This window comes from Mucilaginibacter sp. cycad4 (assembly GCF_034263275.1).
Lineage (GTDB): Bacteria > Bacteroidota > Bacteroidia > Sphingobacteriales > Sphingobacteriaceae > Mucilaginibacter.
The window spans coordinates 4,965,895-4,981,338 of record NZ_CP139559.1; the positions used below are offsets into that span (position 1 = coordinate 4,965,895).

At 42.0% G+C, this 15,444-nt stretch carries 13 protein-coding genes; 5 read left to right on the forward strand and 8 right to left on the reverse strand.

Going from position 1 to position 15,444, the window contains the following annotated elements:
- The first annotated feature begins 86 nt into the window (after positions 1-86).
- Positions 87-2,231, forward strand: coding sequence for a carboxy terminal-processing peptidase (locus tag SNE26_RS20060; RefSeq protein WP_321555676.1), 2,145 nt, complete (start codon positions 87-89; stop codon positions 2,229-2,231).
- A 272-nt stretch (positions 2,232-2,503) separates the two neighbouring features.
- Complete coding sequence (locus SNE26_RS20065; RefSeq protein WP_321555677.1) at positions 2,504-3,433, forward strand: NAD(P)-dependent oxidoreductase; 930 nt, start codon at positions 2,504-2,506, stop codon at positions 3,431-3,433.
- Between the two features lie 180 nt (positions 3,434-3,613).
- Here the strand turns inward: SNE26_RS20065 and SNE26_RS20070 are convergent, their stop codons facing one another.
- The 8 genes from SNE26_RS20070 to SNE26_RS20105 form a co-directional block, all read right to left on the reverse strand.
- On the reverse strand, positions 3,614-3,892 hold the full coding sequence (locus SNE26_RS20070) for an Atu4866 domain-containing protein (RefSeq protein WP_321555678.1): 279 nt from the start codon (positions 3,890-3,892) through the stop codon (positions 3,614-3,616).
- Positions 3,853-4,698 carry an oxidoreductase gene (locus tag SNE26_RS20075; protein ID WP_321555679.1) on the reverse strand — a complete coding sequence of 282 codons (846 nt, stop codon included), beginning with the start codon at positions 4,696-4,698 and terminating at the stop codon, positions 3,853-3,855. Before SNE26_RS20075 ends, SNE26_RS20070 begins: the two co-directional genes overlap by 40 nt.
- 88 nt (positions 4,699-4,786) lie before the next feature.
- Positions 4,787-5,518 (reverse strand): SDR family oxidoreductase, encoded by a 732-nt coding sequence (locus SNE26_RS20080; RefSeq protein WP_321555680.1) that lies wholly within the window; start codon positions 5,516-5,518, stop codon positions 4,787-4,789.
- A gap of 42 nt (positions 5,519-5,560) precedes the next feature.
- Positions 5,561-6,394, reverse strand: a complete 834-nt coding sequence (locus SNE26_RS20085) for an oxidoreductase (RefSeq protein ID WP_321555681.1) — start codon at positions 6,392-6,394, stop codon at positions 5,561-5,563.
- Between the two features lie 93 nt (positions 6,395-6,487).
- Positions 6,488-7,390, reverse strand: a complete 903-nt coding sequence (locus tag SNE26_RS20090; RefSeq protein ID WP_321555682.1) for a helix-turn-helix transcriptional regulator — start codon at positions 7,388-7,390, stop codon at positions 6,488-6,490.
- 527 nt (positions 7,391-7,917) lie between these two features.
- The gene (locus tag SNE26_RS20095; protein ID WP_321555683.1) at positions 7,918-9,039 is read right to left on the reverse strand and encodes a Fic/DOC family N-terminal domain-containing protein; all 1,122 of its coding nucleotides are present in this window, start codon (positions 9,037-9,039) and stop codon (positions 7,918-7,920) included.
- An 817-nt stretch (positions 9,040-9,856) separates the two neighbouring features.
- The gene (locus SNE26_RS20100) at positions 9,857-10,579 is read right to left on the reverse strand and encodes an MraY family glycosyltransferase (RefSeq protein ID WP_321555684.1); all 723 of its coding nucleotides are present in this window, start codon (positions 10,577-10,579) and stop codon (positions 9,857-9,859) included.
- Between the two features lie 141 nt (positions 10,580-10,720).
- On the reverse strand, positions 10,721-11,467 hold the full coding sequence (locus SNE26_RS20105) for a glycosyltransferase family 2 protein (protein WP_321555685.1): 747 nt from the start codon (positions 11,465-11,467) through the stop codon (positions 10,721-10,723).
- Between the two features lie 106 nt (positions 11,468-11,573).
- Between SNE26_RS20105 and SNE26_RS20110 the strand changes: the two genes are divergently transcribed.
- Genes SNE26_RS20110 through SNE26_RS20120 form a run of 3 tightly spaced genes read left to right on the forward strand, consistent with a single transcriptional unit; the run spans position 11,574 to position 15,304 of the window.
- Positions 11,574-12,350: a polysaccharide biosynthesis/export family protein gene (locus SNE26_RS20110; protein WP_321555686.1), complete on the forward strand. Its 777-nt coding sequence runs from the start codon at positions 11,574-11,576 to the stop codon at positions 12,348-12,350.
- Positions 12,351-14,771: a polysaccharide biosynthesis tyrosine autokinase gene (locus SNE26_RS20115; RefSeq protein WP_321555687.1), complete on the forward strand. Its 2,421-nt coding sequence runs from the start codon at positions 12,351-12,353 to the stop codon at positions 14,769-14,771.
- A 35-nt stretch (positions 14,772-14,806) separates the two neighbouring features.
- A complete protein-coding gene (locus SNE26_RS20120) occupies positions 14,807-15,304 on the forward strand; it encodes a UpxY family transcription antiterminator (RefSeq protein WP_321555688.1) in 498 nt (165 codons plus the stop codon).
- Positions 15,305-15,444: the final 140 nt, after the last annotated feature.

Consider the following 15,444-nt stretch of genomic DNA (forward strand, 5'->3'; position numbering starts at 1 on the left):
CTCTTTTTTATTTTACATTAGCAAATTAATAATAGGCACAAGTATTGATGTTTTACACCAACCCCGATTTAACTACAGTAAAAGATATGTTTAAGAAAGTATATTTGTTATTGGTGCTGGGCGCAGCCCTCGCCTGTAAAGCATCACCATCCAAACCTGTTAAAGTAGCAGGTTCAAATGATTTACAGCCCGATGAACAGCAAAGCCTTGTTTGTAAGCAGGTAGCATCATTAATCTCCAACTATAACTATAAAAAAGTTCCGTTAAACGATTCAGTATCTGCTATCATTTATGACCGGTATATCAAATCGCTTGACGAAAACCACAGCTATTTTTTAGCATCTGATATCAAGGATTTTGAAAAATATAAAACCGTGCTTGATGATGATATTAAAGCCGGCAACCTGGCCGATGCTTTTTATATTTTCAACGTTTTTCAGAAAAGGTATATCGAGCATATAAAATATTCAATTGAGCAAATCAGCAAAAACTTTGATTTCAATAAAACTGAAACATTTGTTTATGATCGGGACAAACTGCCATGGATCGCTACACAAAGCGATATGGATGCCATGTGGACCAAGCGTGTTAAATACGATTTGCTGAACCTGAAACTGGCCAATGCAGATATGGCCAAAAACAAGGAAACCCTTAAAAAACGATATGAAAACCTGTTAACACAAAGCAACAAGCTATCAAACCAGGATGTTTTCCAGTATTTTATGGATGCCTTTACCGAGGCTATCGATCCGCATACCAATTACTTTAACCCGTCAAACGCTGCTAATTTCAATATCGAAATGTCGCGCCAGGTTGAAGGGATCGGTGCTTCATTACTGGTGGAAAACGAATACGTAACTATTAAAACGATTGTACCGGGCGGCCCGGCCGATAAAAGCCACCAGATAAGCGTTGACGACCGCATTGTTGCAGTAGCCCAGGGTAAAACCGGCGAATTCCAGAACGTGGTGGGATGGCGTGTTGATAATGCTATCGCCATCATCCGCGGTACTAAAGGCACCACGGTAAGGCTTGAAATATTGCCTGCCGGTGCAAACGCATCAAGCAAACCCAAAGTGGTTGAAATGGTACGTGAGAAGATCATCCTGAAAGATCAATCGGCCAAGAAGGAGATCCGTACTTATAACAGCAATGGTAAAACAGTTAAGATAGGCGTAATATCTATCCCTGCCTTCTACATTGATTTTAATGATTATAAAGCGGGTAACCCTAACTATAAAAGTACCACGCATGATGTTAAGGCGATCCTTGACTCATTAAAGAAAGAAAACGTAGACGGCCTGGTGATCGACCTGCGTGAAAATGGCGGTGGTTCATTGATGGAAGCTATTGAGCTTACAGGTTTGTTCATTAAAACCGGCCCGGTAGTACAGGTACGCGACACTAAAGACCAGGTTGAAATTGATAAAGACGAAGATGCGGATATTACCTACAGCGGCCCTATGGCTGTACTGGTTGACCGTTTCAGCGCCTCAGCTTCTGAAATTTTCTCAGGTGCTATCCAGGATTATGGCCGCGGGTTGATCCTGGGTACCCAAACCTATGGTAAAGGCTCGGTACAAAGCGCTATCGATCTTGACAGGGTGATAGGATCTTCGCTCCGCGATAAAATTGCAGGTGTAGTTGGCGGTGCTAAAAAAACAACCTCTACCGGCAGCCAAAGCACTTATGGCCAGCTTAACCTTACTATAGCTAAGTTCTATCGCATCAGCGGTAACTCAACCCAGCACAAGGGTGTAACACCAGATATCTCTTTTCCATCGGTTATTCCTTTGGATAAATATGGCGAAGATACTGAGCCTTCAGCGATGCCATTTGATGTCATTGCCAAAACAGATTATACCAAAACAGGCGATTTTACCGGTGTGCTGCCGCAATTGAAAAAATTGCACGATCAGCGTATGACCGGCAGCGATAGTTACAAATATTTGCTTGAAGATATTGCTGATTTTAAAAAGCACGATGCTGATGACAGCGTGTCCTTAAAAGAGTCGGATTTGAAGAAACAGCGTGACGATGATGAAACAAAAACATTTGAGCGTAATAACCTGCGCCGCGTAGCATTAGGCTTGCCAGCCCTTAAAAAAGGACAAACCAAACCTAAAAACGAAGACCTTGACTTTGTAAAACGCGAAGCCGGCCAAATCATGACCGATTATATCAGCCTTGATAACAAGTATACAAGTGTTGGCTCACAGCCGGTTAACTAAGCTAATTTAGATAATATGCAGCGCCCGGTATTGAAAGATGCCGGGCGCTTTTATTTACCTAATTACACTCTAACCCGTCATTGCGAGGTACGAAGCAATCCCAAACTTTACAGAGAGACTTTCAAAACGGCTCTACTAATCGGGGATTGCTTCGTACCTCGCAATGACGCTTTTATATTCACTCTGTAAAAATTGTCTGTCATTATAAAACCCTGTCGGCTAATACCCTTGCATTTTGTAAATTTGGCCTTTTATAAAAAATCGATACAACGTTGAAAAATAATATTCTTATTGTTGATGATGTGCACGCCATATTTATGGAGCAGGCCGAGGCCAAAGGTTATACCTGCGATTACCGCCCCCTGATTAAGGCTGACGAAGCTATGCAGATCATAGGCGACTATGCAGGCCTGGTGATCCGCTCAAAATTCAGGGTGGATCAAGCTGTGCTTGATGCTGCCACTAACTTACAATTCATAGCCCGCGCGGGCGCCGGTATGGATAATATTGATGAAGATTATGCTGCTCAAAAAGGCATAACCCTCATTAACGCACCCGAAGGCAACTCGGACGCCGTTGGTGAACATGCCATAGGTTTACTGCTGTCATTAATGAACAACCTGAACCGCGGCGATGCCGAAATTCGCGGGGGCAAATGGCAGCGCGAAGCTAACCGGGGTTACGAACTTAAAGGCAAAACCGTTGGTATTATTGGCTATGGCCACATGGGCAGCAGCTTTGCCCGTAAGCTTTCGGGCTTCCAGGTAAATGTGATTGCTTATGACAAATATAAAACCGGCTTCAGCGATAAATATGCGCGCGAGGTAAGCATGGAAGAAATTGTAAAGCACAGCGATGTGTTAAGCCTGCACATTCCGTTAACAACCGAAACCAATGGACTGGTTGATGATGAATACCTGTTCCATTTTAAAAAACCTATATTTTTCTTAAATACGTCGCGCGGCAAAACTGCTAAAGTAAGTGCCGTACTGAACGCCCTGCGCGAAGGCAAAATTTTAGGAGCAGGTTTAGATGTACTGGAAGTTGAAAAATTCCCTGCCCTTGCCGAACAACAATGGTTTGAGGAATTAAAACAAAGCGGCAAAGTACTGTTAAGCCCTCACGTTGCCGGCTGGACATTTGATTCATACCGGAAGATCAGCGAGGTAATGGCCGAGAAGCTGGTTGATTTGAAGGAGTAGGCAGGTTATCAGGCCACATATCTTTAATAATTTGACAGCGCATGAATGGCCGGTGAGCGGCACGAAAAAGAAATCGTCTACACCATGCATAGTTAATAAGGCATGGTGCAGAAGATTTCCGCTCACATACATTTCCGGGCTGGGTTTGTAGAAATGACAACCGGATATTTGATATATTCGTTACGCTGTTTCCTTGTACAATACCATGCCGGCGTGGTAAAACACGCCATCCCTGAAATCGCCTTCGGCGGTAAAGCCGGTATCATCAAGATATTCAACGTGGTTCCCTAATACGCTGTAATAACCTGTGTAGGCATTTTGTTTGTCGCCCCGGGCCTCAGTGTAGCGACCGTTAGGCAAAAATTCGTGACGGATAAACCCGTCGCGGGTAATCCACACACCTATATAATGGTGAGCATTTATTGTTGTATTGCTGTTGAAAGCGTTAGTTCTTTCCATGTTTCTAATTCGTTTTGAACGAATGCCAGCTTTTGTTCTGCCAGGCCATACGCATCCTCGCCCAAAAACAAATTAAGCGGCGGCTTGGCTTCTGTGGTTATGCTGATCATGGCTGCGGCTGCCTTTTCAGGGTCGCCGGCCTGTTGCTGGTCCATGTCGTTCTGGTGAAAATTAATTGCATCGCGTACATTCTGATAGTCGGCTATCTGGTTTTGAGGCACTGCCAATGAACCGGTTGAAAGGAAGTTAGTCCTGAAATAACCTGGCTGTACAATAGTAACCTTAATGCCAAAGGGCGCCACTTCGGCCGATAATGTTTCGGAGAAACCATTAACGGCAAATTTGGTAGCACAATAAATACCTGCACCCGCGAACGCCCCTGTGAATCCGCCTATCGATGATACATTTAAAATATGACCTGATTTTTGAGCACGCAAATAAGGCAGCACTTTGCGGATCACATTCAATGATCCAAATACGTTAACCTCAAAGTTATCACGGGCCTCGCGGTCGGTCAATTCTTCAATACCGCCCAATAAGCCGTAACCGGCGTTGTTGACAATAACGTCAATTTTTCCGAAGGTTTTTACAGTATGCTCAACCGCTTCCTGTACACTATCTTCGCTGGTTAAGTTAACGGCGAGTGGCAAAAACTGCTCGTTTTGCGTGTCAACTGCTTTGGTCAGATCGCTTAAATTGCGCGATGTAGCGGCTACTTTATAGCCTTCATTCAATAGCTTTTTTATTAAGGCAAGTCCCAGTCCTTTTGAGGCACCAGTTACAAACCATACTTTGTTGTTTTCCATATGTTGTATTTTGATAGATTTTGATTTTACTTGTTACGATTTTAGTGATTGTTTATGATTTTCACCTATTTTGACAGGATGACTGATATTAGCGTGTTTGCCCAAGCGGCCGTACCACCACCTCGTTAACAGAGATATTACCCGGCTGGCTTATAGCGTAAATCACCGCGTTGGCTATAGCCTCCTCATCAAGTTTTGGCATGTTGGCAAGGTTGCCGTACAAGCGCCTAATCTTCGGACTGGTAATGTCATACCCTAACTCGGATTTTGTAGCACCGGGGTAAATGGTTGTTACCTTAATGGTTTGGGCCACTTCCTCGCGCAGGGTTTCCATAATAGCCTTAACCGCGAATTTGGTGCCGCTGTAAACCCCGATGCCCGGCGAGGTTTTTAAACCGCCAACCGATGATGTGGAGAGGATATGCCCCTGGCCGCGTTCAAGCATGTGGGGCAGTACAGCATTAATCCCGTACAATACACCCTTAATATTAATGTCGATCATTTTGTCCCACTCATCAACATGACCTTCTTCAAAAAAAGATATGGGCATGATGCCGGCATTGTTCCACATTACATCAACGCGGCCAAATTTGGCTATGGCTTGTTGGATGACGTTATCCAGGTCGGTTCGCCTGGCAACATCAGTTAATACATAAATGGCATTTTCGCCAATTTCCTGTACCAGGTCTTTCAACTGACTTTCGCGGCGGGCAGCCAAAACCACTTTGGCTCCAAGTTGTGCCAGCTTGCGGGCAGCAGATGCACCGATGCCACTGCTGGCACCGGTTATTACAATCACTTTATCCTTGATACTTTCCATTTATTGTTTATATAGGTAGATATAGGGTAAACGGAATTAAATTTAGAAATCAGTTGAGCAGGTTACATCCTCCCACTGCCTTATTTCACTGTGTAAAGTATCAAGCTTTGCCAAAGCGCGATTGTATGCATCGCCGCCTAATAACAGGTATAATGGTGGGTTTTCTTCATAAACTGTGTTGATAATAGCAGTCGCCGCTTTTTCCGGGTCACCGGCTTGCTTGCCGTCCATTTTGAGATATTTGTTATGAGTGGCACGTACTTCTGTATAATCATCAATTTGATTGTCAGTAATTGAAAGTGACCCTGCAGTAAGAAAACTCGTGCGAAAAGCGCCCGGAGCAACTACGGTTACCTTAATGCCAAATTCTTTAACATCCGCAGCAAGTACTTCCGAAATACCGATCACCGCGTATTTAGCTCCGGCATAAATTGCCCAGCCTGTGTTGGCTGTAATACCGGCAATAGATGAAATGTTGATGATATGGCCTGAGCGCTGCCTACGCAGGTAAGGCATTACCGCACGGACCACGTTCAGCGTTCCAAATACGTTTACATCAAATGCCATGCGTGTTTCGGCATCACTAAGTTCTTCAATAGCGCCACCTATGCCATAACCGGCATTGTTGATAACTACATCGATACGGCCAAAAGCTTCATAAGTGTGTTGTAATGCGAGCGATACGCTGCTATCGTTTACCAGATCGACCTGTAGGGGTAAAAAACTATTGCTTGTTGTATTAACCGCAGCGGTTAATTCCTGTAAATTTCTGGAAGTAGCGGCAACAAGCTGTCCTGCACCCAGTAGTTGTTTTACTAAGCTGAGGCCAAAACCTTTCGAAGCCCCGGTAATAAACCATACTTTGTTGTTGTCCATAAAAATTGTTTGCTTTGTTTATTTGAGATAAAACAAAGTTACAGCAGCAACAAAGGGGGCGCATTACATTAATCAAACCAAAGGTTACAAAATTCAAACATTTCGAAATGAACTTGGCGTTTGTTGGGTTTGTTTCTTGAAAAAGTTATTAAAATGTGTAGGCTCCTCAAAGCCCAGGCAGTAGCCAATTTCAGAAATATTCCAGTCGGTATGCCTTAATAATGATTTGGCTTCGCTCAGCAGCCTGTCGGCAATATGATCGGTAGTGGTCTTGCCTGTGGTGTCGCGAATGGCCCTGTTGAGGTGGTTTACATGCACCGAAAGCCGTTGTGCAAAATCATTTGCCGATCGCAATGCAAACCGTTGCGAAGGGGTTTCAATAGGAAACTGCCGTTCCAGCAACTCGGTAAATACCGATGTTATGCGCGATTTGGCATCTACATGTTTATAAACATTTTCGGATGGTTCCGTTTTAAGCGCATAATAAATTACCTCCGTAACATAATTGCGGAGCAGATCATATTTAAAGGCATACTCGGTATTGATCTCAGACAGCATTTTCTGAAAAAGAGCGGTTACATAGGCATCCTGTTCATCATTTAAGGCGTAAACCGGCTTGGCATTAAGGCCAAACATCGGGAACTCGCTTAACCCTGTCCTGAATTTCTCCAGAAAAAACTCCTCGGTAAATATGCAGAAGAAACCTGTTCGATCATCAGACATGTGCTCAAATGTATAAGGTACCATGGCGCTGAAGAACATCAGCGTTGAGCCCGAAAGCTTGATACTTTTATCGGCATAGTGAATGATGTTATCGCCGCGCATCAGGCTGATCTTATAAAAGGTACGGCGGCTGTAGGTTACCTGCTTGGCGTTAGGGCCAATACAATCCTCTATCCTGAATACATTAAAGTGACCGATGCTTTGCTGAAGGTTACCGGGCAGCCAGTTAACCTTTCTTTGATAAAAATCTTGAAGTGTTTCTGCTTTCGACATGTAACAAAGTTACAAAAATCAAACCGAGGCGTCAAAACAAGGATAATTTATTGTTCTTTTGCAAATAAAAAAGCCTGTAAATCGATAATTTACAGGCTTTTAGGCAATTTTGACATCTTTTAGCGGAATGGACGGAACCGGTTTTGGCTAGCCTACTCACAACTATATACCTCATTGAGAAGTGATTATAAAATCAACTACCGCCCTTGTTACCCGAAAAGTTACCCTATAACTTTGGTTCTATTTTGACGATTCTTGGAAAGAACATGTTTCTTAATTCAAAATTAACGATTTTTTTTAACACTATGCAGTTTTTAGCCCCGCAATAATCATCTCAATTTCTCTCACTAAAAATAGTAACCCGGAATAAATTAAAAAAACGCACCCTCTTGCCAATTTGATTTATTCTACGTAAAGATATGAGCGGCATATTCACCAATTACCGGTAGCTTTTTTTGATCCATTGAGGTCGCTTATTTCTCATTTATAGCGTTGGTAGTTAACACTTCCGGTAGGTAATGACTACCCTACTCACCTAATATGCGATATAGTTCAAGATTTAAATAATAGTTATTCCCCTCCATGCTCCTCTTTTCAAGAATACGCATTTTGGCTAATTCATCTAGATATTTCCTCGCCGTATTTTCCGCATAAATCCCCGACGTTGTCAAGTGTTTCACCTTGGTATAAGGTTGGGTAAATAGTGCGTTTACCAATGATTCGGGCCGTGCTATATTTGAGTCGGCGACCACTGCCTGTAAAATCGAATCCTTTGCATTAATAATATCATTGATTTTGTCGTAGGTAAGGTTCGCTGTCGCTTCAATGGCTTTCAATATATAAATTAGCCAAGTTTTCCAATCCCCTCTTTGAGTTACTCCGGCCAGCCCGCTGTAGTAATCATCTTTATGATCCATGATATATTTACTTAAGAATAGGATAGGATAGTCCAATAAGCCCTTTTGTGTGAGGTAATGAATATTAAATATCCGGCCAGCCCGGCCATTCCCATCTGTGAAAGGGTGGATTGCCTCGAATTGCAAGTGTCCGATACCCATTTTCAGAAGCGGGTCTACCGGAAATTGTTTATCATCGTTTACAAATTCTATCAGGTTAGCTAGCTTCGCTTCGACAATACCCGGCCCCCTCGGAGGAGTATAAAATGCTTTACCGGCATTGGAGCCTGATCCTCCTTGTTTAATATATATTCCGGATGAGGGCAGGCGTATGCCATCGTTTAATTCTTTGATTTCTCTATATATGGATATAAAATATGCTTCGTCGAATGTATCGTTCCTTTTCAGATAATCGTATCCTTTCCAAAGTGCTTCCCGGTACTTCAGGACTTCTTTTGATGCCCCATGCAGCTGCTCTATACGCTGTTCGCTAAAAGCTTTATACAATTCATCATCAGTTGTAAAAATATTTTCAATAGCACTTGACGCTTTGGCCTCCTGCAAACTAATGGAATTAATGAGTAATCCCTGATTAGGAATTGCAATGCTTCGCCCTTGTAACCTCCCCAACGCGGCCTTTGCATTGCCTAATTGCGCATATACTTCTACGGTTTCGTAAAGGGTTTTATCTATAGGTAATTCGGGTAAACCGTTCCAAGGGATATTACGATCAGGATTAACTTGGTAGGGCATGCTATTGTTTTTATACATTAAAAATCAATAATTTTAATGTTAGAGTGGTTTTATGACATCAAATATACATATAATCAATAGGGCTAACATTAAAGTATTTAAATTTTAATGTTAGTCTACATTATGCCCTTTAAACAGGTACGCCTATCTATGCCTAACATCATTTTTTTTCTATTTTAATGTTAGGCGGGATAAACCGCACTTGATCGACCTACTTGCCAATCTTAAAAATGACCACCTTCAGTACTTGTATTTAAATCCCTACGGTGAGAAAATAATTGGTAAAAAGGGGGTTAGTGCTATTGATTCGTCCATATAGACAGGCAAACCGTAGTGCTGAAAAAGAGTGTGCTAAATAGTTTAGAGGCAATTGTTTTAAAAGCGATCAATTGCTTGTAATCAAATCGTCGGAATAAGCTAAACGTCCGAGTTCCCCTGATATGCTGTCGTTAAACCAAACAAACATGCTATCATATAACGCCATTATATTATTCCAATGTTTAAAGGATGTAAAAACGAATTTACTTATTCATTTCCAGTTACACGACGAAAAACGGCATCCCGGCGTTTCTTCCTGCGTAACAATATGCTAATGCCCCAATCAGCGCCTGCAGATGTAAAAAATATAAGACTGATCAACAACGAATTGCCGAGTCCCTTAACAAAAAGACGCTCCCCTATCAATAATAAACTTATTACCGAAAGAAATAAAGTGGTCTGACCGTGGCTTAAGCCAAATTTTAATAACCAGCGATGAATATGGTTCCGGTCTGCTTTAAAAGGAGATTTTCCTTTCGACAGCCTTAATAAAAAACCCTTAACGTATCAAACACAGGTCCAGCCAGGATCGCGATAACCATAGAGGCAATCCATTACTTGGCACCGTGCTTAACGAAATAAATTTCAGTGCCATTACCGCGGAAATCAAACCGATCATCAGGGCTCCGGTATCTCCCATGAAAATCTTGGCAGGTGCCAGGTTAAAACACAAAAAGCCAAGTATTGCACCCGACATAGTCAGACCAATTGCAGCAAGTTCGTATTGCCGGAGGTATATAAACAAAAATGCGAAAGTACAATTCACAATAATACCTGTTGTGGCAACTAAGCCGTCTATACCATCAATCAGATTAAAGGAATTGACAATCAACATAATCAGCAAAATTGATAATAAGGCACTTGGGATATAAGGCAAATTATAAATACCGAAGATACCGTACATACTGGTAACGCGGATATCGGCAGGCAAAACGACGCCCCCTGCGGCAAAAGCCTGAATCATAAATTTTGTGCTCGAATTTACTCCGTAAAGATCATCTTTTAATCCCATGGCAAACAAAATAATACATGCTGCCAACATATAATTAACCAGCAGTGATTTATCAATTATTCCAACTATAAGCAATGTGATATTGAAGCTGACAAAAATCGCCACGCCGCCAAGACGTGGTATCCCATGATCATGCTCCTTCCGGAAATGCCCGACATCGTCGCACAAATGCCAGGCCCGCGCTACGTGCAAAACAGATGGAATACACATCCGGGTGACCAAGGTTGATAAACCACAACGAGTAAATTGTAAAAAAAATGATACGGTCGTAAAAATTCAAGCATAAACCGTATTTGATTAGCGTAAAAACTATTGCATCTTAATTATCAACGTAAAATCGACGTCAGGTTTTCAAAAAAAATGTAAATACTGCCCCAATTTCCTGGCCGGCTTCAATAACAGCGCGACCAATGGAAATCTGATACCATTTTTACGCATTGCCCGCAAGTCCGAACTCCAGGCTTTCACCCTGCCTTTGAAACTACCGTTGCTTACCCCTCCCAAATGCATTTTCACCATCACCCTATTCAAATAAAAAATACTCGCGCGAAACCTATGCACAAATCTTACCATCAATTCGTAGTCAGCCGCAGAACCGTATTCCAGGCTGTAAAAACCATATTTTTCAAACAGATCGCGCTTACAATAAAAGGTAGGATGGGGGGGCATAAAACCCCGGTTAAAGGAACTTCTTCCACACTTGTGGCTTTTCCATCTACGGATGATTTTGCCTGATGAATTGATATAGTCAAGATTCCCGTAAATAACATCAACCGCATTCTCCGAAAAGCCGGTGGCTATCGCAGATATAACTTCCTGATCAGCAAAAAAATCATCAGCGTTGAGAGTACCCACTATTGTGCCTGTTGCTAAACGGATCCCCTTATTCATCGCATCATAAATACCATGATCTGGCTCGGATACCAAAATATTGATATGCGATTTATATTGGCTAATAATTTGCAAGGATCCATCGGTTGAGCCTCCGTCAATTATAATATACTCAATGTTATTGTAATCCTGACCGATGACTGATTCGATACATTTTTTTATAGTATCCTGTGCATTATAGATAATAGTGATAACCGAGATCTTCAACCTTGCAACTTTGGGAAAAATACAACGTATTAATACCCCGAAATTATGTAATTTTGACTTTGAAGCCTAATTATATTAAATATAACGTGGAACTTTATAGCTGAACATGCGCAATTATATACTTCCCTGCCTGATTATCGGGGTGCTTTTTTTATTCACCTCTTGCTCAAGCAAACAATATCAATATCTTTTTGAACAAAAGTATAATGTTACTGATACCGCATCAAAAGGAAGCGATGCTGCTACAGGCCCATACCGCATTAAAGCACAGGATATATTGCAGATCAGGAACCTGCAAAACATAAAGTATATAGTAGATGAAGCGCCCTCCTCTAATGCGGGCGGAGGGGGAGGCACTACCGGGCAAACGTTTCAGGTTGAAGACGACGGTACTGTTGCACTGCCTGTTATCGGCCACGTAAAAGTAGCAGGCCTTACCCGGCCCGAAGCTGCAAAACAAATTGAGGAACTTTACCGTAAAAACCTGCTGAAAGACCCCATAATTGAACTAAAGATAGTTAATCTTAAGGTAACCATACTTGGCGAGATAAAAGGGCAGGGAAACTATCCGTTAACAAAAGACAGGACCACTTTGGTTGAAATGATTGGAGAAGCAGGAGGCCTGACAGATAAGGCTAATGAAGCAAATGTAAAAATAATAAGAGGTGATCAAAGAAACCCGCAGATTACTGAAATTAACCTCCGGGATATCCAATCAATAAATGATCCCCGTGCCATACTTCAAAGCGGTGATGTTATTTATATAGCACAAAACAAGCGCGCCGTACGCAATGATAAATTGCAAAACCTGTCGGTAATAACGCAGCCGGTTTTACTGCTGCTTAATACCGCACTGATTATTTTTACGCTTTCTCATCGGTAAATGGAAGAGTTAGAAAAAGTACAAAGAAAGCTGCCCAACCAGGAAATTGATTATTTTAAGATCGGTAAAATACTATTCAGCCGCTGGTACTGGATATTAGCATCCGTCGTTATTACATCTGCTATTTCCTATACCTACCTGTGGTATACCCCTAAAACATATGCCACCGGGGGCACGCTTAAGGTGGAAGAAAAAAAGTCAGAGATCTCTGACATTATCAGTGTAATGACCACGCCCGAACGCGGGCCATCAAAAATTCAAAGTATAACTTCGGTATTAACCAGCCGTACCCTCATTCTTACGGCAATAAAAGACCTCGACTATCGTATCAGCTTTTATATCTCGGGCAGGGTACGTACCTCCGAGACCTACCCACAAAAACCTCTTGATATTGGCCTTGTAAAGTTTGATAGCCTAAACTTTTTCCGTAGCCTGATAAGTTTTAAACCGGTCAACCCGCAAACTTTTAACCTTAGCTATACCGTCAATGGTAAGGAGATCCAAAGCAACTGCAATTACGGAGGCCTTGTAACCATAGGCAATACCAGTTTCCGGATAAGATACCCTGGCGTAATTCCCTCCAAAACCATTTATTTGTTTAAGTTCAATACCCCCGAAGATTTTGTTGGCCGTGTCCAGGGTAGTTTATATGCAGGTGAAACAGCAAAAAACTCAAATATAATTGCCATTCAGCAAACAGATTCAAATCCGCAGTTTGCCGCAGACGCGCTTAATGCCATCATGAATGAATATGTGATTTTTGACAGGAACCAAAAAGCCCAGTCAGCCTCACAAATGATCGATTTTATTGACAGCCAGCTGGATTACCTGTCGACCGAAGTAAAAGGCTCCGAAAACTCGATAGAAAAATACAAGAAAAAATCCAAGATACTTGATGTTACATCCGCATCAACTATGTCAGCAAATAAGGCAGCGGAGTTTGAATCAAAAAAATCATTATTAAAAATACAATTAATAGCACTTGACCAGCTTAGCAGTCAAATAACAAAAGAAAAGAACAATGTAACCTTAAACTTTAATGTTGGCAGTGATAATCTTCCTTCCCTAGAGGCTATGGTGGTTCGTTTGGATAACCTGATCACCGAACGGGCAAGTTTATTGACAACGTATAATCCCGATTCGCAGCCCATTCAAAACATTAACCAAAGCATTATCCAAATTAAAACCACTGCTTTAAACAATATCAAACAGATCCGGTCGGGAATTGAAAAAAACATCCAATATCTTGATAGCCAGCTTGGACAAGTTAACTCAACTATAGCTGCCCTTCCTGCAGCCCAGCGCGATATGGTGAGCCTGCAGCGTGACTTTGACATTAATGATAAAGTGTATTCCTTCCTGTCTGAAAAGAAACTGGAAGCCCAGATCAGCCGTGCCGGGATCCTGCCGGGCGCCACTATCATCGAGCTGGCCCAGCCAAACTTTAACCCGGTTTCGCCCAATGAACATAGTATCCACCGTACGGCAATTATTTTAGGGTTGGCTATAGGCCTTGGCCTTATCATCCTCATCAGGGTATTAAACCCCTATATCTATGACAAGGAAACTATTGAAAGCCTCACGACTATACCTATCCTGGGCGTTATCAGGAAGTTTCCTGAAGATCTTGATGAAGGCAGCGAGCAGATCCTGGCCATCAGCAAACCCAAATCCATTTTTGCAGAATCGGTCCGGTCCGTGCGTACCAACCTCAGCTTTCTTTCTTCAGAAAAAGCCAGCAAGGTCATCTGCATAACCTCCGAGGTGGCCGGTGAAGGCAAATCATTCGTGGCAGTAAATCTATCAAGTACACTATCACTTATAGACAAGAAGGTGATATTAATAGGAGCCGATTTACGGCGTTCGAGAATTCATAAAACTTTTCATGTTTCCAATGATATTGGCTTAACCAATTACCTGGCTCACCAAACAGAAATTGACAATATCATTCATCATTCAGAACAGGACAATCTTGATTTTATAGTTTCGGGGCCGGTACCGCCGAATCCATCTGAGCTGTTACACAGCCAAAGGATGAGCCTTTTGATTGAAACCCTTAAAACGAAATATGACGTGGTCATGATTGATACTGCTCCTATCGGTCTGGTATCAGACGCCATACCGCTGATCAGGGCAAGTGATATCAATGTTTTTGTAATCCGCTCCGGTAAATCAAAATATTATGCTGCAACTGTGCCGCAACGCATAGCACAGGAGTATCATCTGGATAATACAGTAATTGTTTTAAATGCCTTTGAAGAAGATTTGTTACACTCAAGATATTACACCACCAAGTTTACCGGCGAAAATACAGGCTCACGCTATTACTATTATTCAGATTACAGTGGCTATGAAGGTTCGGGCTATTATCTCGACGATGAAAAGAAAAAATGGTGGAATTTAAAACGATGGTTTAAATAAGCTTGTTTATTTAAAAAACTGTTACAAATATTAATATGGCAGTAAACAGATGGTACCCGGTTTACACCAACCCACGGGCCGAAAAAAAAGCTTATGAAGCATTAATGGGCAAAGGCATTAATGTTTACCTGCCCCTGCACCGCCAGCTTAAACAATGGAGCGACCGCAGGAAATGGGTGGAAGAACCGTTTTTAAAATCATACCTGTTTGTACATATTACAGAACAAGAACAGGCCGAAGTATTAATGACGAAAGGTATCGCGCGGTTCCTTTATTTTTCGGGCAAGCCCGCTGTTATGCCCGATAAGCAGATCGATGAACTTAAATTACTCATGGCGAGTCCGTATGAATTGGAAATAACCGAGGAGGACCTGCAGCCGGGCGAAAAGATCAGGATCAGGGCGGGCGCTTTAAAGGGAATGACCGGAGAAGTGGTGTCGCTCAGATCGCAAAAACAACTGATATTGCGCCTGGAAAGTATTGGCTACTCTATTATTGTTAATGTTGCGGCATCGCTTATTCAGCGGTTTTAAAATAAAAGATATTTTTTGGGCAATAGCTAATATTTTATTACTATCGCCCAAAAATCCAATTAATATACAGCTTGTGCCCTGCAATATAAGCTATTAATAACTAATAAGTTACAATAAATCAATGTAACTTAGGGGGCGAA

Bases quoted from the DNA above. Each gene is read 5' to 3' on its own strand.
- SNE26_RS20060 (WP_321555676.1), top strand. From the start codon at position 87: ATGTTTAAGAAAGTATATTTGTTATTGGTGCTGGGCGCAGCCCTCGCC.
- SNE26_RS20070 (WP_321555678.1), bottom strand. From the start codon at position 3,892: ATGGAAAGAACTAACGCTTTCAACAGCAATACAACAATAAATGCTCAC.
- SNE26_RS20075 (WP_321555679.1), bottom strand. From the start codon at position 4,698: ATGGAAAACAACAAAGTATGGTTTGTAACTGGTGCCTCAAAAGGACTG.
- SNE26_RS20080 (WP_321555680.1), bottom strand. From the start codon at position 5,518: ATGGAAAGTATCAAGGATAAAGTGATTGTAATAACCGGTGCCAGCAGT.
- SNE26_RS20085 (WP_321555681.1), bottom strand. From the start codon at position 6,394: ATGGACAACAACAAAGTATGGTTTATTACCGGGGCTTCGAAAGGTTTT.
- SNE26_RS20090 (WP_321555682.1), bottom strand. From the start codon at position 7,390: ATGTCGAAAGCAGAAACACTTCAAGATTTTTATCAAAGAAAGGTTAAC.
- SNE26_RS20095 (WP_321555683.1), bottom strand. From the start codon at position 9,039: ATGCCCTACCAAGTTAATCCTGATCGTAATATCCCTTGGAACGGTTTA.
- SNE26_RS20100 (WP_321555684.1), bottom strand. From the start codon at position 10,579: ATGTGTATTCCATCTGTTTTGCACGTAGCGCGGGCCTGGCATTTGTGC.
- SNE26_RS20110 (WP_321555686.1), top strand. From the start codon at position 11,574: ATGCGCAATTATATACTTCCCTGCCTGATTATCGGGGTGCTTTTTTTA.
- SNE26_RS20115 (WP_321555687.1), top strand. From the start codon at position 12,351: ATGGAAGAGTTAGAAAAAGTACAAAGAAAGCTGCCCAACCAGGAAATT.
- SNE26_RS20120 (WP_321555688.1), top strand. From the start codon at position 14,807: ATGGCAGTAAACAGATGGTACCCGGTTTACACCAACCCACGGGCCGAA.